The sequence below is a fragment of the Mesorhizobium captivum genome (assembly GCF_033977165.1).
In the GTDB taxonomy this organism is placed as follows: Bacteria; Pseudomonadota; Alphaproteobacteria; order Rhizobiales; family Rhizobiaceae; genus Mesorhizobium; species Mesorhizobium captivum.
On sequence record NZ_JAVIJB010000073.1, the window covers coordinates 1 to 18,971 of the forward strand.

An 18,971-nucleotide genomic window follows, 5' to 3' on the forward strand; every position below is an offset into this window, starting at 1 on the left:
CCAGTTTCCTCTCCTGCGGGGAAACTGTCCGCGATTTTCCTTGTCTCAGCCTGGGGGTGCACTCCAGTGATGTCCGGGAATTAGCGGAACTCCTGTCCGGCTTTTGCGAAATGCGCATCCACAAAAACATCTGTCCCGGTTCGGCGGCGTCCTTCAGGTCGACTGTTATAGCGGCTTCAATCTGCTCTTCGATCCGAAGCGGAAAGAGCTGCCGATCACGCCCGCATTCTGTTTTGCGCATGCCCGCAGGGGATTCTTCGAACTGGCCGACGTCGAGAAAAATGCCCGCGAGGGTAAGAGGAATGGCAAACCGATCTCCCCGACGGCGCTGGAGGCCGTCAAGCGCATCGACGCGCTCTTCAACGCCATCAACGGCCAGACAGCGGCTGAGCGGCGTGCCGTGCGGCAAGAAAAGAGCAAGCCGCTCTTCGATGACATGCACGAGTGGTTGCTGCGCGAGTGCGGTACCTTCTCGCGCTCTACGGATGTCATCAAGCCGATCAACTACATGCTCTCGCGCTGGGACGACTTTGCACGATTCCTCGATGACGGCAGAATCTGCCCGACCAACAATGCCGCAGAAAGGGCGTTGAGAGGTGTGGCCCTGGGAAGGCGTGCGTGGACATTTGCCGGGAGCCAGCGCGGCGCCGACCGGGCTGCCGTCATGTTGAGCTCCATCACCACCTGCCGCCTGAACGACGTCGACCCAAAAGCCTGGCTCGCCGACGTTCTCGCACGGATCTCTGATCTGCCAAGTTCCCGCCTGCACGAACTGCTGCCCTGGGAATGGAAAAATCTGCGCGACGCCGAGAAACTGGCCGGTCAACAGACCGCCGCAGCATGAACTGATCGCATCACCATAACGACTACTACTGGCCCACGCGACGCTTCATTCCGCGGCCTTCAGCGTACGCATACGAGCAAGTTCGAACCGTCGTCGTCGTGCAAATCCAGGAAGCGCACCAGCTCCAGCTGGCAGGCGGCGATCTTGCACAATGTCTCAAGCTTGATGCCGATTTGCTCGCAATGGGAAAGATAGAGGAGCCGCTCCTTGAGCAATGGAGCGGCGCGATATCGTGCGATCTCGGCGCTTCCGCAACATAATCCCCTGCGCAACATCTTATCGGGCATGTTGACATCAACATACCCGATAAAGCGGAAGGCCGTCCGCGTAGTTCGACACGGCGATATAAGCAAGCAGCCGCTCCGTCGGCAGGCCGCTTTCGACGATGTGTGCCGGCGCTAGCGCTTGGACCACACCGTCACGATCTCTGAAGGCATATTTGGGACGGCGCGTCACAATGACCCGGAACTTCGGCGGCACGACGTCCCAGCCGTTCGGATCGATCCTCGCCGATCAGAACCTTTTCCGGCCCCTCGCAATCGGCCGGGATGTCTGGCTCGAGTACTTCCTCGATGCGTTCGAGATGCGCAGCAAAGCCCTTGCCCGGACGCGCAGCACGCTTCGGCTTGTTGCCAACTGCCTGGGCGAGTTCGCTCTGGATCGCGGATAGACCAGTCTCGACCTCTTCGAAGGCAAAGGAAGCCTGCTCGTCGTTGATCGACAGGCGCAGCCGTTCGGAACGCTTGCCGTATTGCGCGCGCTCCAGCACCTTCACGATCGATGTGAGGTTGGCGATCCGCTGGTTGGCGTTTCTCTCGACCGCCGTCAGCCGGGCGACCTCCGCCGTTGCTGCTGCAAGTTGGGCTTCGTTTGCAGCCCGCTCGCTGGCCATCGCGAGGACCATCGCCTTCAGCGTATCGATGTCGTCCGGCGGGTCAGAAGAGGACAGAACCATGGAGGGAGATAGAGCACAAAAACAGCCGCTTTCCCAACAATTACAACACCATAATTCATCTTGCCGCAGGCCAATTTCAGCCCGTCGACAACGGCCGCCCAACCTTGGCCGGGCGAATCTTCTTCCAGTCCAACCCGGGGTCCGCTCGCTTCGAGCGGAACACGTGAAGCGCTCCTGAGAACGGGTCGAGGCCGCCATCCCTCACTAGAGCCATCAACGATGTGGCTCCCTTGCGGAAGTCGACCGGCTGGCACGACACCTAAACGACAACTCCTGAGGCGATCATGCCTTGCGCACCACGCGCATGATCTTGACCAGACGATCGGCATCAACATCGCCGCTGACGCGCACCACCACGTCGCCGACGACGATTTCCACCACCTCACTGCTTACTGCTTCAAAGCCCGTGAACCTGACCGGCTTGACTTGCCCCCCTGACAGCGGCGAAACCGCTCCAGACGCCAGCGCCTTGCGACGCCACGCATAGACCTGCGAAGGGTCCAAGCCGTGAGAGCGGGCAATCGCCGAAACATTGCTGCCCGGCGCCGACGCCTCCGCAACAAGCCGCGCCTTGTCCTCATCCGACCGATGACGCAGCTTGCGACGCGACCGCACCGGCTCCGCCGTCAAAATCTCAAATGTCCGAAGATAATTCACACTTTCGCTCATAGGATTCTCCGCATCACTCATGCAGAAAATGAGCGTTCAGAATCCCGCACGCCACGTGGGGTGGCCTACGCGCTTACGAATATGACCGGATCGATGATTGGAACTGACCAACGGAACAACCGCCTGCCCCCGATGTCATTGTGGAGAAGGTCGGGCTTTCCGCCAACTAGCATCGCCTGAGGGCTGAGGGGGTCATCGAAGCGGACGTCTCGAGCGGGCGGCAGGTCTGGTTCGACGGCCCGGTAGGTCATCGCCCCGAAAGGCCGCGCCGCACCACGTTCTCCAGCAGTTTCGAAATGTTGTTCTTGAAGTCGTTCACCGGGAGGCTTCCGCAAAACAGGATCGAACCAGTAGAGAAGACAAAATTGCCGTGCGGCTTTGGAATGAAGCAGAGATCGGCCCTGATCTGCGACGAATGCCAAGCAAGTGGTTGCGGCCACACTATCTTTTCCGGCACGCAATGGTACTCACCCAAATACTCCTCGGATTGCGCAAGGACAACCGCATCGGGCGGTGTGCCCAAGGACGAGTCGACAATGTCGACTTCGAACCCAGCAGCCCCGCCGCCGCAGAATCCAAAATCACCGACGATCTCACCATCAATCCCATCAAACAGCCATGCAAAACGCGGATCGTAAGAGGCATCCGTACGACGATAGAAGGAGCCGGTGAAATCTCCATGAGCCGACATGCCGACGCCGACGAGCCGCTGCGGAGGCCTGTCGTTCTTAAGCCAGAGGCCGCCATAGCAGCCGTCGAAAGCATGGAAGTACTCTCCGGGTTCGGCCTCCCATACCCTGGCGCCCGTTTCGCCGCGTCGAATCTCAATTGCCCCGGGAAACGCCCCGCTTGTGGCTACCCGCCAATAGAACCCGTTACCCCCAAGGTATCCGAGGCTGCCGCCGTGAACTACAAAATTCTCAATTGCGTCAAGGGTGCGAGCCGATTGGTATTCCGGGTGCGTCACTGTGAGCACCAACGCATACTCATCAAGCGCCTCGCTACCCTCGGCTTCAAGGTCATGATCGGTGACGACGTCGACAGCAATATCTTTTGCCGCGCACCACGCGATCAGATGCATGTCGGCAGGGAAAGTACGCAATCCCGATCCCCTGTCATCAACGTAGGCCAAATATCCGGGCCGCATGTTTAGCAGTGGTCGCAACATAGAACTAAACATGATCCCGCTGCCATCGGGATGGAAATTATAGAGAGATCGTCCAAACCCCGGGTACTCCGCCGGATGGTTTGGATAGGCATGCCAGGCGCTGCGCCGTTTGACATATGCTTCGTCGAAGTTACCGCGAGGATGGTTCGCGTAGGCCAGATAGGTGAATGTCGAGAAAAGGACCGCAACTCTCGCCTTCTTAGCATCCGACGCAGGGCGGACAAAGAAAGGTATGATGTCCTCAGCGTTGTCGCATCTCAAACGAATACCGTACACTCCGCTTGGAAGATCGTGGGGTATATCGAAGCTGAAATCTGTCTCCCATCCACAATCGTAAAGGTCGTCCTCGTGGAAATGGACTGCTGCATATTCGTCGATCGCGTGCCTCCAGCACATTTCCGCGCCGGACCATCGCGAGCCTCGCACGGCTCGTGCCGGCAAATTGCGGAAGGTTCCGTCGAGCCGCAATGGACCTTTGTCGCGGATGTTCGACGTTGGAATGTCGATACCGAAATCCCAGAAAGCGAGAATTTCCTCTTCCAGCACATGACCTTCCACGAGGCGTTCGACAAGCTGCTCCCCACGCAATAACCTGGGTGCTTCGAGCCGCCCGTTGAAAAACGAAGTGAACGCTGAGGGATCTCCCGGCTGCGGCGTAGCCGCCAGCACCAGTTTCGTAAATGCCGCCTTCCCTCTAAGCCGCCCCGTCTTAACCTCAAAGCACCGTGATCCAGTCTCGACAAAGTAGCCCACCAGATGCAGACCGCGAGATGCAATCGAAAGGCGCAACTCATACCACCTGCCAACCTCGAAGGCGAAGGGAGCGGCGCTCGTCTCGGCAAACGTCTCCAGCTTCAGGCCGTCCTTCTGAATGCTAACCGAGACTGCGCCCTCCGACAATGCGAGGAAGGAGAACAGAACCTGGGGCGACTCGCGCAGAAGACGCGGTTGGAACCTGATCGAAAACGTAGCGTCCGCGGCAATGTTTGTATTGCCAAGGGGAATGATGCCGCAGGACCCCGGACGCGATGGCTTCGCGACCGATCGGTAGGTACCTTCGAAGGCAGCCGAGACTGGGCGAACATCCATGCCTGGTCCGTTCGGATTGGGGTCTGCTGAGAAGATGCGAACGAGATCAGCAGCGTAGTCGCTGGAAAGGCCGCTGGACACTTTCACTTCGATGTTTTCGCCAGCACGGGCTGAAAGCCGATTGGTATATCCGATCAGAATGGGTGGATTTTCCTTCGCTTGATCCTGTTTCACTCGCTGTCCCTCAATGTAAAGTCGCTTCGGCGGGAATATCGAGCGGGGCGGCTCTCTCACATGCACTCCTCTGCGTGGGTCTGCATGTGCATGTACCAAAGGGCTTACGTCAAATTCAGTGTGTATATTGAGGTCATCTGATTTTGAGATGCACTCAGCCCGGCACAAGGAGGACGGCTGGGCCGATGGCGTCGTCACGTTAACGAAATGGGATCGGCGGCCGTCGTATGAGCCGGGTATGAAGTGGCCCGTCACTCGATCCATGTCCGCCACCATTTCCTGCCGAGGTGATCAACCTCGCGGTTTGGTTGTACTTCCGCTTTCCCTTGAGCCTTAGCCTGGTCGAGGAGATGCTGGGCCGCCAGCGGACGCGCATTGCCGTGGAACGTAAGATGTGCCCGTCGATATAACCAGCCCATGTCGAGCGGCTGACCGAGTGTTCTCCGCCGGGCGATCGACGGGAGGGCGCGGCAATGAGCCTGACCAATCTTGGAACCAAGCACGTCCAAGATAAGGATCGGAGCTTCGTCTTTCATCCCTCCATACACTTTGGCAAAACACATCCGCTGCGAGACACCAAATCGGATCATGGCCGGAGCGGAAGGCGTCTACATCTGGGATACTGAGGGCCGAAAGAGCCTCGACGGCTTCGGCGGGCTCTACTGCGTCAACATGGGTATGGATGCACGGGGACCGCTGACGCCATTGCCAAAAGCGCATGAACTGCAGTTTGCACATGTGTATGCCAGCCAAGGCACGAAGCCTGTTGCCTGTTCGGCGGAGGCCGTGGTCGAAATTTCGGACAGAACATGCAAAGAGTAGGCTTCAAACGAGCCGCCGTTACCGCAGCACGAAACTGGCGGTGACAAGCATTCTATGTTCAAAACCGGCGAGTACTTCGATCGCATCCCGGAGCGATAGCGTGATCACTTTACGACTGGCGTTCAGTCTCTAAAGTGTCCGTTTCAAAAAGAGTTGGGTGATTTCAGCAGGTTGTGATTCCGTCGGATTCGCGAGATTCGATGGAGATCACGATGGCCTGGACTGAAATCACCCGTGCGCATTATGAGCGGCGTTGCGCCCGCTACGCAAGCGATCTGACCGGTGCGGAATGGGCGCTGATTGAGCCGATGATGCCGTCAGCGAACCGCATCGGCCGGCCGCGCAAGACGAACCTGCGCGAGGTCGTGAACGCGCTTCTTTATCTGGCTTCGTCGGGCGGTGCGTGGCGATAGCTGCTGGCGTGAGGAGGGCCTGTTGCGGACCTTCAGCGGCCTCGTCATGCCGGCACGCGAGGCTGAGGGTCGGGAAGCAAGTCCGACGGCGGGCGTGATCGACAGTCAATCGGTCAAGACCACGGAAAGCGGCGGAATTCGTGGCTTCGACGCGGGAAAGAAGATCAACGGGCGCAAGCGTCACATCGTTGTCGACACCATCGGCCTGTGGTCGGGCTCGTCGTCCACGCCGCCGATATCCAGGACCGGGACGGCGCACCGGCTGCCCTCAAGACCATCCTCGAACGCTGGCCGTGGCTGCGACACGTCTTCGCCGACGGCGCCTATGCTGCGGTGAAAAAGACGCCGCGCCGCCACCTGTCCACCGCTCAGCGGAAAACAAACCCAGATGCGTCATGAATAAGACGGGCTAGACGACCGCCGTCAGCAGATGCGCTGGTCCCGCCACGGGTGCGCACATGCTCTCAGTCGACTCGGACGGCCGATTGCCGAACGTGCCCGCCCGATTAACCCTAACTGCCCCTTTTGCGCACCGCTCAACTGCAGCAGAATTACAGAGCTCCCGCAGGGAGACACAGGCCCGGCGATCCCCTTACGAGTCCGGTCTTAGGCCGCTCTGAGCTTATCTCAAAACCAGATGGCAACGATACGCAAATTGAATTTGACGTAGGTCGCGGCGCGGCGGAGCATAGATCAAATGAATGCTCTGCTCAGCATTAGCTAACGATAAGCGTGATAAACGGCGCGACTGGAAAAAAGGGGAAATGAACCATGCCAATCTCTCGACGTGAAATGATCAAGACAGGTTTGGCCGTCGGAGCGGCTATATCGATCCCATCAGTCCTAAGGGCACAAACAGCGCCAACCGATGCGCGAACAGTCCGGATGGTATTGGGTAATCTCAACGTCTTCGATCCGATGTTTACGACGTATGTCGACACTGTCACCCATGGCCTGGCGATTTACGACACGCTGTTTGCGCTTGATTCCAAGTATATGCCTCAGCCGCAAATGGTGGGGAAGTGGGGCGTTTCCGACGACAAAAAGATCTATACGTTCGAGCTCCGCGATGGCTTAAGCTGGCATGACGGCAGCGCCGTCACTGCTGCGGACTGTGTCGCGTCTATTCGTCGGTGGGGCCAAGTGAATCCAGGCGGACAACTGGTCATGTCGCGGGCGAAGGATATCTCAAAAAAGGACGACAAGACCTTCACGATCGCGCTCGAGGAGCCACTGGGGCTTCTGCTCGAACTGCTCGCGAAAGAGGTTGGACCGGTCCCAGTCATGATGCGCGAGAAAGATGCAAATCGTCCCGCAACTGAGCAGGTGACTGCCAATATCGGATCGGGACCCTTCAAGTTCAATGAGGCTCTTGCAAAGCCGGGCGCGAACTTCACCTACGAACGCAATGAGAAGTATGTGCCGCGTGAGGAAGCTTCAGATGGCTTGGCCGGCGGGAAGGTCGTCAAGGTTGACCGTGTCATCTGGGAAGTCATCACCGACCAGCAGACAGCTTTTGCCGCCTTACAGTCAGGCGAGATAGACTATATCGGAGCGCCAGCTCCGGATCTTTACTCGATGATCGAGAGCGATCCCAACCTTCAACTCAACCTTCCTAAATCGAACGATGTATTCTTCATGCGCATGAACTGTCTGCAGAAGCCGTTCGACAACGTCAAGGCGCGGCAAGCGATGCTTAACCTGGTCGATCAGGAGGCAGTCATGCGTACGACGTATCCCCCAGAATACATCCGCACCATAACTTCCTTTTTTGGAAACGATACACTCTATTCGAATGATGAAAATACCGGTTGGTTCAAAAAAGGCGGCGACCCGGAAAAGGCCAAGCAACTCTTCAAGGAGGCGGGATATGCGGGCGAGAAGGTCGTGGTTCTGCAGCGCACTGACTGGACTGAGGCCGGCAATATGGCGCAGTTCCTGGCGGCCACGCTACGCAAAATTGGCGTGAATGCGGAGCTCGCCCCAGTAGACTCGAGTGCCTCCAGGGTCCGCCGCGCGAAAAAAGGCCCCGTCGAGAACGACGGCTGGAGCATTTTCATAACGAGCGAGTCCAGTTATTCCTCCAGCGATCCGGTGGGAAACGTTACTCTGAGCGCGAATGGCGAGGGCGGTTGGTTCGGCTGGCCAAAGAGCGACGAGTATGAGGCTCTTCGAGCCCAATGGGCGTTTGTCGACACGGGGCAGCGCAAAGCACTGGCCCGTAAGATGCAACAATTGCAGTGGGACTTCGTTGGCACCGTTCTGCTTGGGGAAGGTGTCACGCCAACCGTCAGCCGCAAAGCGCTCACCGGCCTCATCACCTTTCCAGATTGTACCCCGTTTTGGAATATGGAAAAGGTCTCCGCTTAATGGCGAGCTACGTCCTTCGCAGGTCGATTTCGGCCATCGCCGTGATGGCGATGGTGGGGATCGTCATCTTCCTACTTCTCAGGCTGGCGCCCGGCGACCCGGCAGCCACGATCGCTGGCGAGTCGGCCACGGCGGAGATGATCGCCGGCATCCGCGAGCAACTGGGGCTCAACGAGCCGATGCCGGTGCAGTTCATGCGTTGGGTAAGGGGCATGCTCGGCGGCGATTTCGGCACCTCGATCTCTGCCGGACGACCGGTTCTCGAGCTCATCTCGCGGCGGCTTGAACCGACCCTTGCCCTGTCGATCCTGACGATGATCCTTTCGGTGACGGTCGGGGTCACTTTCGGCATCCTCGCCGCGTGGCGATCTGGCGGTTTCGTCGACCGCCTCCTCGCGGCCTTTTCGGCACTTGGTTATTCAGTCCCGGCCTTTGCCGCTGGATACTTTCTCATATACTTCTTCGCCATGAGGATCCATTGGCTGCCGGTCCAGGGATATGTGCCGATCGAAAACGGCGTCGGGCCTTGGTTCGTGCACTTGGTCCTTCCCACCGTGACTCTAAGTCTTGCCTACATTGCATTCATCGCGCGGGTTACGCGGGCGAGCATGCTTGAGGTGCTGTCGGAAGACTATATGCGAACGGCCGCTGCCAAGGGCGCGTCGTCCTATGCCATGCTTTTTCACCATGCCTTGAAGAATGCCGGGGTGCCGATCCTGACCGTCATAGGCATAAGCTTCGCCTATCTGGTCGGCGGCGTCGTCGTCACGGAAACGGTGTTCAACATACCCGGTGTCGGTCGTCTGGTCGTGGGTGCGATCGACAACCGCGACTATCCCATCATTCAGAGCGTGCTCATCCTGACTTCGGGTCTGTACGTGCTCATCAATCTCATTGTCGATATTGCCTATACGCTAATCGATCCCCGCATCAGGTACTGATATGGCCTACCTCTCCGCACCAGTTGTGCTGATGGGTCGGCTGCAGCTATCCGATCTTCCCCGTCTCGCAAGGCGGCACCCGCTGGTCCTAATAGGCGGCGGCCTCCTGGTGCTCCTGATCATTCTGGCGCTCGCCGCCCCGCTTTACGCCGGCGATCCGGTCAACATGGATCCGTTCAAGCGCCTGCAGCCGCCTTCGGCCGAGATGTGGTTGGGAAGCGACAATCTGGGTCGGGACGTGTTTGCCCGAACGATCTTCGGCGCCCGTATCTCTCTCGTGGTCGGGCTGCTGTCGGCAGCGAGCGCCGCCGTGGTCGGGCTTCTGATCGGTGTCATAGCCGGCTACAGCCGCAGCTTCGACAACGTCGTCATGCGGGTCATGGACGGCCTGATGTCGATCCCGACGATTCTGCTGGCGATTGCGCTTATCTCGTTGACCGGCCCCAGCATCGGCATCCTCATCGTCGCAATCGCAATCCCCGAGACGCCGGCCGTCGCGCGGCTGGTTCGCTCGGTGGTTCTGGGCGTTCGCGAGCGTCCCTATGTCGAGGCCGCGCTCTGCGGCGGTGCGCGCTTGCCCAAGGTGCTGTGGCGGCATATCCTGCCGAGTACCATTCCTGCGCTGATGGTCCAAGGCGCTACCGTCTGCGCCAGCGCGATCCTGACGGAGGCGGGGCTGAGTTTCCTTGGGGTGGGCGTACCGCCCGAGATTCCGAGCTGGGGCAATATGATCGCCAGTTCGCGCCTCTATCTCGCCGTCGCGCCTATGACGATCTTCGCCCCCGGTATCTGCCTTGCCGTAACCGTGCTTGCCGTCAACCTGCTCGGGGACGGCCTGCGCGACCTGTTCGACCCCCGCGCAAAGCGGAGGCGTTGATATGCTAATGCGTGAAACCGTCGGCAATGACCTGCTTCTCGATGTGCGAAACCTCGAAACGCATTTTTATGGAGAAGAAAGCGTAACGCGCGCCCTGGGCGGCATCAGCTTCCAGGTAAGAAAAGGCGAAACGCTTGGGGTCGTCGGGGAGTCCGGATGCGGGAAAAGCGTCACTGCGCTTTCCATTCTCCGTTTGTTGCCGAAGCTGAGCGCCAGGACGGTCGGCGGCGAGATACGCTTCCACGGGCGCGACCTGCTTGAGCTGTCCGATCGGGAGATGCGAAATATCCGCGGCGACCAGATCGCCATGATCTTCCAGGAGCCGATGACGAGCCTGAACCCGGTCTATACTGTCGGCCACCAGATCGCCGAGGCGGTGCAGATCCACACCAAGGCTTCCCGCGCGGCGGCTATGAAGAAAGCCGAAGAGATGCTCCGTCTGGTCCGCATCGCGGACCCCGAGCGTCGCGTCAACAACTATCCGCATGAAATGTCGGGCGGCATGCGCCAGCGCGCCATGATCGCCATGGCTCTGGCCTGCTCGCCGGAACTGTTGATTGCCGACGAGCCGACGACCGCGCTCGACGTCACGATCCAGGCGCAGATCCTGCGGCTCATCGTCGATCTGAAAGAGCGCACGGGAACTGCCGTGATGTTCATCACACATGATTTGGGCGTCGTGGCCGAGACATGCCAACGAGTAATCGTGATGTACGCCGGCCGTATAGTAGAACAAGCGAGCGTAATTGATCTGTTCGCGCGCCCGGCGCATCCCTACACCCAGGGGCTCATGAGATCGGTGCCTGATCGACGGCGCGGCCGACAGCGCCGGCTCCCAGAAATTGCCGGGATCGTGCCAAGTCTCCGCGAGCCCATCGTCGGCTGCAGCTTTGCGCCGCGCTGCCCGTTCGCGATCGACATTTGCCGAGACAAGACGCCCGCCCTGCGAGATGTCGGGTCGGACCACGCCGCAGCCTGCTGGCGCGCCGAAGAGGTGATGGGCGCATGAACGGTCCTCTGCTGAAAGTCGAGAATCTGACCAAGCATTATCCGCTCGGCGCGGGATTCCTGAAGAAGGTCATCCCGGTGATCCGGGCGGTGGACGATGTGTCGTTTTCCGTCGAGGCGGGGGAGACGCTCTGCATCGTCGGTGAGTCCGGCTGCGGCAAGTCGACTGTCGCGCGGCTCCTGATGCGGCTCGTCGAGCCGACGGCTGGTCGCGTGCTGATCGACGGAACCGACATTGCAGGTCTAAAGAAGGACGCGCTTCGCGCCTGGCGCCGCCGGATGCAGATGGTCTTTCAGGATCCTTACTCGTCGCTGAACCCACGCCTTACCGCCGGACAGATCATCACCGAACCCGTCGAGAATTTTGAGCGCCTCGGCCAGAAGCAGCGTCAGGCGCTTGCTGCAGACCTTCTGCGAAAGGTCGGAATGTCGCCCGAGATGATGCACAGGCTCCCGTCCGAACTATCGGGCGGTCAGCGGCAGCGGCTCGGCATTGCACGCGCCCTGTCACTCAACCCTTCCCTGATCATCGCCGATGAAGCGGTATCAGCCCTTGACGTCTCCGTGCAGGCGCAGATCCTGAATCTGCTGCTGGATCTGCAGCAGGAGATGGGCATCGCCTTCGTCTTCATCTCGCATGACCTCGGTGTGGTCGAACATATCGCGCATCGCGTTGCGGTGATGTATCTGGGGCGGATCGTGGAGCTTGCGCCCTGCGAGGTGCTCTTCGCGAAACCGGTCCACCCCTACACCGAGGCGCTGATTGCGGCAGCCCCGGTGCCGGATCCAACCCGAGTTCGGACGGAGGCGCTCGTCGAGGGCGAGGTACCGAGCCCGATCAACCCACCCGGCGGATGCGCATTCCACCCGCGCTGCCCGCTCGCTGTTGAGCGTTGCCGGATCGATGCGCCGCCTCTGGTACCAATTGCAGACGGGCGCGTTGTGGCCTGCCATGTGCGCGCCCCGGCCACGGAAATCCCGGCCCAGCCGCCTACGGCGGCCAATTCTTCGTTCATTGGGGCATAGCTGCGGAGCCTTTACCCCGTTGGAAGATCACCAGCGCGCTACTGAGGAACAATGGCAATGATACCAATTCGTGAAAAGGATAGATGAGGCAAGTCTATGGAAAACGAGAATGGTAGTCGTCCTAGCCAGCCAAATGCTGACTTTGATTTGGTCGGTTCGATTGCAACGAACGTGGCGGACGGTTTCACGATGGTAGCGGTTGGCGATCTCATCGTGTCGCGAGCGGTGACGAAATCGCAAGATTCTGGCTTCGGCGCCGTCGTCCAGATTCTTCAAGATGCTGATGTCACGTTTGGCAACCTGGAAGTTAACATCGTCGATGTCAGATCGTTCAATGGATACCCGCAAGCTGAATACGGCGGTGCGTATCACCTTAGCCTGCCGGATGTCGGTCCCGATTTGAAGGCAATGGGGTTCAACATCGTAGGTCGCGCTAACAACCATTCGCTTGACTGGGGCGTGGAAGGCATGCGCGAAACGAGCCGGGTGCTCGATCAGAGTGGAATCATCCATGCCGGCGTGGGCGAAAATCGTGCACAAGCCGGCGCCGCTCGGTTCTTAGAGACCGCACGTGGTCGCGTGGCATTGGTTTCGTCTGCTACAACTTTCATGCCTATGGCTCGTGCCGGCGATCCCGCTGGCGAAGCGCCAGGCAGACCAGGTCTTAACGCCCTTCGTCTGGCGAAAACGATCGTGGTTCCTCCCCAGATGCTCGAGAGTTTGAGGCAGATACGTGCTGCGTTGCCCTGCCACTGGCCTGCCGGTGAAGATCCCAACGTGGTCGTGATCGAGGGAACGACATACAAAGCGGGTGACATGGCAGGTGTCAGCTATGAACCAAACCCCCAGGATATCGCCCACATTGTGCGAGACGTTCGTCGGGGCAAGCAGTTCTCCGACTTCTGCATTTTAACGAACCACGGGCACGAGCCTGATAATTGCCGCCAGGTTGTCCCCGATTACGAACCATCGTTTGCGCATCGTATCATCGATGCCGGCGCTGATGCATATATAGGGCATGGATCACACCAGCTACGGGGCATTGAAATCTACAAAGGCCGACCGATCTTTTATGGCCTTGCGAACTTCTTCGAGGATGACCTCGGGACCCCATGCGGCGCTGACATGTTTGACGAATACGCTAAGGACCCGCGGGTCGACACAGATGCCGAAGTGAAAGTCGCCGAAATGGCAAGAGGATTCACAGACCCGCTCTTCTTTGAAAGCGTTATCACGGTCTGCAGATTCGAGCAGAACCAGCTTGCGGAGTTGCGGCTATACCCGGTCGAACTCGGTCACTCGAAAAGGTTTGCAAACCGCGGAGTTCCAAGGCTCGCACTTACGCAACAAGCAAAAACTATTCTCGAGCGTCTACAGACACTCTCGAAACCATTTGGGACCGAGATTGCCATCGAGAATAACGTCGGCGTGATCGGATTGCGGCCGGGTTCTCTGCGATGACCACAATGCCACATTGAAACGGGACGTTTTAATATATCGCAGGTAAGAAAACATGCGTCGAGCCGACATTCCGACAACTGGCCATCTCGATCGCTTCTCTAAGAGACAATACTGCGGCGACCTGTCGGTAGGACAAGCTCACATTCTTACACACGTGATAGCTCGTCCGTCTGGCAGGATGCGTATTCACCTCACGGTGTTGCGTACGGTCAGATTTGGTAAATAAGATGCAGCCAGAGTGAACCAGTAATGGGCTGCCATATACACATCCATCTATTGAGGACATTGCGCACGTGGCACAGCAACATGAAGCATCACTCGGGATAATAACTTCCGACCAAGGAGAGTTGCCCAACTATGTGAGGGGTAAGGAACAGGGCGCGATCGAGAATCCTGCAACCTTTGATTTTCCTGTCATCACGGAAATCGTGAAGGAGACCAGGGGCAGAAGAATTGTGGCAGGCGATCCGGTTCTTGAGCGCGGTTACGTTGCAGCGGCGCGACGGCTGGTCCAGCGAGGTGCTGTCGCGATCAGTTCAGACTGCGGCTTCACGTTCCGATATCAAGCAGCGGTAGCCGCTGCTGTGGACGTGCCCGTGGCAATGTCGAGCATGCTTCTCCTGCCCACGCTGATCCGTCAACTGCCCCCGCCTGCCAAAATAGCCGTCCTGACTTTTGACTCTAACAATTGCGGCGACGATATGCTCCAGCTCGGCGATCCGACGGAGCGCTCGAGAGTTGTGATCGGCGGGATCGAAGGTACCAAGTTCTGGCATGATTCGTTTGAATACCCTGCGCCGCCGACCGATGTTGCTGCGATCGAGGCGGATGTCGCTGCTTGTATCATTAGGTTGAGAGCCGTGCATCCCGAGATTGCAGCCATTCTTTTTGAGTGTGCGGCGTTCCCTGTGGTCGCTCCGGCGATACGCAGGCTCACGAATCTGCCAGTTTATGATATCACAAACCTCTGCCGGATGATGGTCGCGTCGATCCTGTAAGATATCTTCACCACGCTGGAGCGGCAGGCTGCGTTGAACGAGCAAGAGGTCCACATCTCAAGATGTGGCATATCGGCGTGGAGTACGACGAAAGCGAAGGAATCGCAGCAAAATCACAGTTGTGCTGCATTGCAGTTTGGACCGAGAACGCCATCGAGAACAATGTTGGAGCGAACAAATTGCGGCCCAGCTCGCGGCGATGACCACAATGACGCATTCAACCCTCGAGTGCGCACTACCGCAATTCCTGTTTGTGGCTATCTCGACCGCTACTCCCATCGCCTGAGGAGGACGGCAACGTCTTAAAGTTGGTCAAATCTCGCAAACGTCAAGGTCCGTAGGAGTCGGGCAGGTGCCTCATCTGGAAACAAGATGGCACCACCTTCGACTTTATATTGGCGAACTCGTTGGCGGGTGACGCATAGTGCCAGCGTTTTTGGAACAACAAATTGGGCGAAACGACGTGCAGATCAAAGATGTCCTGCTCGCGCCTGGCAACGGCGCATTTTTCTATGACGATCAGGAAGCCATTAGGTCCGGCGCTATCCAGGACGGCTTCATCTACGTCGGCGCGCCGACAACCCCCGGATTCGAGTCGATTCGCATTCCAGCATGTTCGCTCGGCGTAGGGCTCGTCCTTACCGACGACGCCGTTGTTTGGGGGGATATGATGAACGTCCAGTACTCTGGTGCAGGTGGACGCGATCCCCTCTTCGACCCCAACCAAATCTCTAATCTAACGTCACGCGTTGTCGCACCGCGGCTTCTTGATGTCGATGCCGCTCGGTTCCGTGATTCTTGTAAGAGGGTTTTGGAATCGGTAGGACACCAGCGCTTACCTCTGGCTGTTGAATATGGCGTCAGCCAAGCTCTTCTTCGCGCAGCCGCCCATCTTCAGCGCAAGACGATGGCGGAGATCATATGCGGTGAGTTCGGTCTGCAACTGCCGACGTGCCGCGTCCCGATTTACTGCCAGAGCGGTGACGCTCGCGAAATCAACGTTGACAAGATGATTCTGAAGGACGTGGATGTGCTCCCCCACGGCCTGATCAACTCACGGCAGAAATTCGGCGCCGGGGGCCAGACCTTCATGGAGTTCGTGAAGTGGGTTGCAATGCGTGCGCGCGTCATCGGCCACCCCGGATATCATCCGGTGCTGCATTTCGACGTGTATGGCTGGATCGGCCAAGAAATTGGAATGGAGCCGCAACGGATTGCCGACTTTATTTGCACGGTTGCCGACAGCGTTCCGGGTTACGCACTGAACATTGAGTCGCCGGCGGATTTTGGTTCCACACAAGCTCAAATTGAGAATTATGCTCGGATCGTGTCGATCTTGGATCACCGAGGATCGAGCGCACGCATTGTCGTGGATGAGAGATGCAATACGCTTGAGGATATCCGGCTTTTTGCCGAAGCGAAGGCCGCGCATCTCGTCCAAATCAAAACCCCAGATGTTGGCTCAATTGCCGACACAGTGCGCGCCGTTCTTCTCTGCAAAGCGAACAAGGTCGGCGCGTATGTCGGAGGGAGCTGTACAGAGACAGAACTCTCCGCCCAAGCTTCTGTCCACGTGTCAGTGGCTACCCAGGCCGACATGATGCTTGCCAAGCCGGGAATGGGTGTCGACGAGGCATTCTCAATTGTTGGGAACGAACAAAACCGATTGCTGGCGATGCTGAACCGTCGTCGCAATCAAAACGAAAACGTTGGATGAAAAGCACGGTGTCGTATGCAGAACTCTCTTGAGGGGATCACCGTCGTAGCCGTCGAGCAGGCCGTGGCCGCGCCCTACGCATCGTCGCGCCTTGCAGACGCCGGCGCCCGGGTGATCAAGATCGAGAGGCCCGAAGGTGATTTTGCCCGAAACTACGACAAGTTGGTGCAGGGACAGAGTGCTTACTTCGTCTGGCTCAACCGGGGCAAAGAGTCGGTCTGTCTGGACCTAAGATTGGAAGCGGACTGCGCCGTCCTGGACGCGCTTGTTGCCAGTGCTGACGTCTTTATCCAGAATCTGAAACCGGGCAGTATCGAAAAACTCGGATTCGCGTCTGCTGATCTGCGTCGGCGTTTTCCGCAGCTGATCACCTGCGACATCTCTGGATTCGGGAACCTAGGGCCGTATTCCCATCTGAAGGCCTATGATCTCATCGTCCAGGCCGAAACAGGTCTATGCGCGATCACCGGCAACCAACAAGGGCCCGCGCGTGTCGGAGTCTCTGTTTGCGACATCTCGGCGGGCATGACCGCGCATAGCGCCATTCTCCAGGCGCTGTATCACCGCGAGGTCACCGGCGAAGGGACAAGCATCCAAGTGTCACTGTTCGATTCCGTCGCCGATTGGATGAACGTGCCGGTTCTGCAGAACGACTACAGCAGCTATCACACGGTACGCGCCGGCGTAAAACACCCGTCGCTGGCTCCGTATGGCGCCTATCGTTGTGCCGATGGCAAGGAAGTCATCTTTTCGGTTCAGAATGACCGCGAATGGGTGAATTTCTGCGAGAAATTCCTGAAGCGACCCGAACTCACACGCGCACCTGGTTTTGCTGACAACATGGAGCGCTTGGGTCACCGTGCAGAACTTGACGAGATCATTGAACGGCGGTTTTCTGAATTGTCCTGTCACGAAGCAATGCACGAGCTGGAGGCGGCCGGTTTGGCATATGGGCGACTGAATGAAGTCGCGGATATTTCAAAGCATCCCCATGTTCGCAGGGTTGGAATTGGCACACCTGAAGGTACTGTGGAGACGATAGCGCCGGCGGCGATCTTCAACTCTGAGACCCCCTCTCTTCGTCCAGTTCCAGCTCTTGGCGCCCATACGGAGAGTATCCGCAAGGAGGTTTCAGCGCGTTTACACGAAAGAGTTGTGTCAGCATGAGTGCGCCGCTTGCTGGGAAGGGCGCACCCGAGAGCGTGTGCTTGCTCCACTTCCTACCAAAGCATCGGCAGCGGGCCGGCAACCTCACTGCCAGGGCGCTCGCTAATATCGATCGCGAGGCGAACATGATCAAGGACACCTTTCCAGCCGCCGAAAGCGCGCTTCCTGTACCGCGCTGGAGATCGCTACTCTTCGTTCCCGCTCACGTTCCGCGTTTTGTGGAGACGGCCCATCAGCGGGGCGCAGATGGTCTCATTCTCGATCTCGAAGATTCCGTTCCGCAAGACCAAAAAGGCGAGGCACGGCAGCAGCTTCCTGAATCCGTGGCAAAGGTGGGCAGCAAGGGCGCATCGGTTTTGGTCCGCGTGAACCGAGGTTTGCGCGTGTTGGCGGCCGATCTAGATGCAGCTGTGATGGCGGGAGTTGACGCATTGGTTCTGCCCAAGACAGATTCGCCAGAGTGGATTTTAGAAATCGCCAATGCGGTTTCGGAACTTGAATGGGAGAGAAATCTTGCGCCGGGACGCATCCGGTTCGTTGCGCAGATCGAGACTCCGGGCGCTCTGCAAAGGCTCACGGCCATTGCATCTGCGCATCCCAGGATGGCCGCAATGGCGCTCGGTCCTGAAGACTTCAGTGCCGCTGTTGGCGGCTCACCAGAATTCGACCTCCTATTGGCACCGAATCTTTCCGTTCTGTTTGCCGCCCGAGCGGCGGGATTGCTCCCTCTGGGCTTTGTCGGAAGCATCGGAGAGTTTTCCGACACTGACAGCCTTCGTGAAGCCGCAGCGCATGCGCGGCGTCTTGGGTTTGCCGGAGCATTGGCGGTTCACCCGACACAAGTTGCCATTTTCAATGAAGCTTTCTCGCCAAGTGCGCAGGAGCTCCAGTGGGCCAATTGTGTCGTCGCGGCGGAACATGATGCCGCCACGCGTGGAATGTCTGCGTTCTCGTTGAATGGTAAGATGGTTGATCCGCCAGTGGTGCGGCGCGCCCACGAGATTCTGGCTCTGGCCAGCAATTAACTGGCCTGCGATTGGCGCCCTAAGCGATTAGTTGCTTGCCTGTCATCTCGTTTCGAGATACCTATGAAGTACTGGGATCATGCCCGGTTGGATTTGTTCACGTGGACATAAGGCAGTTATTCTCACCGCATCCGGAACAGGCTGCTTGAACGAGCGCGAACGATCCTGAAGGAAATCCAGCTCACCGAAGCTGAACTGACCAACTCGGTGGCCGCTCCCTGCGGAGAGGTGACCATCGGCATTCCGT

Annotated in this window: 16 protein-coding genes and 3 pseudogenes; 13 read left to right on the forward strand and 6 right to left on the reverse strand. The window is 58.4% G+C overall.

Translation table 11 applies throughout. The annotated features are described in order from the left end of the window. Nucleotides 1-106: 106 nt before the first annotated feature. Nucleotides 107-844, forward strand: a pseudogene (tnpC, locus tag RFM40_RS32420) (IS66 family transposase); the annotation flags it as partial. Between the two features lie 59 nt (nt 845-903). Here tnpC and RFM40_RS32425 read toward each other — a convergent pair. The 6 genes and pseudogenes from RFM40_RS32425 to RFM40_RS33810 all read right to left on the reverse strand — a co-directional run bounded on the left by RFM40_RS32425 (nt 904) and on the right by RFM40_RS33810 (nt 5,435). After that, nucleotides 904-1,131: a hypothetical protein gene (locus RFM40_RS32425; protein WP_320278975.1), complete on the reverse strand. Its 228-nt coding sequence runs from the start codon at nt 1,129-1,131 to the stop codon at nt 904-906. 16 nt (nt 1,132-1,147) lie between these two features. Then, nucleotides 1,148-1,799 (reverse strand): annotated as a pseudogene (locus tag RFM40_RS32430) (transposase domain-containing protein); the annotation flags it as partial. Between the two features lie 76 nt (nt 1,800-1,875). Continuing rightward, on the reverse strand, nt 1,876-2,013 hold the full coding sequence (locus RFM40_RS33805; protein WP_430691756.1) for a hypothetical protein: 138 nt from the start codon (nt 2,011-2,013) through the stop codon (nt 1,876-1,878). Nucleotides 2,014-2,081: 68 nt separating this feature from the next. Next, nucleotides 2,082-2,468, reverse strand: a complete 387-nt coding sequence (locus RFM40_RS32435; RefSeq protein WP_320278976.1) for a transposase — start codon at nt 2,466-2,468, stop codon at nt 2,082-2,084. Nucleotides 2,469-2,715: 247 nt separating this feature from the next. Further along, the gene (locus RFM40_RS32440; protein WP_320278977.1) at nt 2,716-4,899 is read right to left on the reverse strand and encodes a N,N-dimethylformamidase beta subunit family domain-containing protein; all 2,184 of its coding nucleotides are present in this window, start codon (nt 4,897-4,899) and stop codon (nt 2,716-2,718) included. A 251-nt stretch (nt 4,900-5,150) separates the two neighbouring features. Further along, on the reverse strand, nt 5,151-5,435 hold the full coding sequence (locus RFM40_RS33810) for a hypothetical protein (protein ID WP_430691758.1): 285 nt from the start codon (nt 5,433-5,435) through the stop codon (nt 5,151-5,153). A gap of 52 nt (nt 5,436-5,487) precedes the next feature. On the opposite strand from RFM40_RS33810, the gene RFM40_RS32450 reads away from it, so the two are divergent. From RFM40_RS32450 to RFM40_RS32505, 12 genes and pseudogenes are all read left to right on the forward strand, one after another. Beyond that, nucleotides 5,488-5,721 carry a hypothetical protein gene (locus RFM40_RS32450; protein WP_430691757.1) on the forward strand — a complete coding sequence of 78 codons (234 nt, stop codon included), beginning with the start codon at nt 5,488-5,490 and terminating at the stop codon, nt 5,719-5,721. 212 nt (nt 5,722-5,933) lie between these two features. Beyond that, nucleotides 5,934-6,473, forward strand: a pseudogene (locus RFM40_RS32455) (transposase); the annotation flags it as partial. Between the two features lie 432 nt (nt 6,474-6,905). Continuing rightward, complete coding sequence (locus tag RFM40_RS32460; RefSeq protein WP_320278978.1) at nt 6,906-8,504, forward strand: ABC transporter substrate-binding protein; 1,599 nt, start codon at nt 6,906-6,908, stop codon at nt 8,502-8,504. Next, nucleotides 8,504-9,445 carry an ABC transporter permease gene (locus RFM40_RS32465; protein ID WP_320278979.1) on the forward strand — a complete coding sequence of 314 codons (942 nt, stop codon included), beginning with the start codon at nt 8,504-8,506 and terminating at the stop codon, nt 9,443-9,445. Before RFM40_RS32460 ends, RFM40_RS32465 begins: the two co-directional genes overlap by 1 nt. A 1-nt stretch (nt 9,446) precedes the next feature. Beyond that, nucleotides 9,447-10,322, forward strand: a complete 876-nt coding sequence (locus RFM40_RS32470; protein ID WP_320278980.1) for an ABC transporter permease — start codon at nt 9,447-9,449, stop codon at nt 10,320-10,322. Between the two features lies 1 nt (nt 10,323). After that, nucleotides 10,324-11,331, forward strand: a complete 1,008-nt coding sequence (locus RFM40_RS32475) for an ABC transporter ATP-binding protein (protein WP_320278981.1) — start codon at nt 10,324-10,326, stop codon at nt 11,329-11,331. Next, nucleotides 11,328-12,356, forward strand: a complete 1,029-nt coding sequence (locus RFM40_RS32480; RefSeq protein WP_320278982.1) for an ABC transporter ATP-binding protein — start codon at nt 11,328-11,330, stop codon at nt 12,354-12,356. The genes RFM40_RS32475 and RFM40_RS32480 overlap by 4 nt, the downstream gene beginning before the upstream one ends. Nucleotides 12,357-12,452: 96 nt before the next feature. Next, entirely contained in the window at nt 12,453-13,817 is a 1,365-nt protein-coding gene (locus RFM40_RS32485; protein ID WP_320278983.1) for a CapA family protein, read from the forward strand. Nucleotides 13,818-14,110: 293 nt separating this feature from the next. Further along, the gene (locus RFM40_RS32490) at nt 14,111-14,815 is read left to right on the forward strand and encodes an aspartate/glutamate racemase family protein (RefSeq protein ID WP_320278984.1); all 705 of its coding nucleotides are present in this window, start codon (nt 14,111-14,113) and stop codon (nt 14,813-14,815) included. A gap of 463 nt (nt 14,816-15,278) precedes the next feature. Then, complete coding sequence (locus RFM40_RS32495; RefSeq protein ID WP_320278985.1) at nt 15,279-16,532, forward strand: methylaspartate ammonia-lyase; 1,254 nt, start codon at nt 15,279-15,281, stop codon at nt 16,530-16,532. A gap of 15 nt (nt 16,533-16,547) precedes the next feature. Further along, nucleotides 16,548-17,699: a CaiB/BaiF CoA transferase family protein gene (locus tag RFM40_RS32500; protein ID WP_320278986.1), complete on the forward strand. Its 1,152-nt coding sequence runs from the start codon at nt 16,548-16,550 to the stop codon at nt 17,697-17,699. Nucleotides 17,700-17,824: 125 nt separating this feature from the next. Beyond that, nucleotides 17,825-18,724: an HpcH/HpaI aldolase/citrate lyase family protein gene (locus RFM40_RS32505; RefSeq protein ID WP_320278987.1), complete on the forward strand. Its 900-nt coding sequence runs from the start codon at nt 17,825-17,827 to the stop codon at nt 18,722-18,724. Nucleotides 18,725-18,971 lie beyond the last annotated feature (247 nt).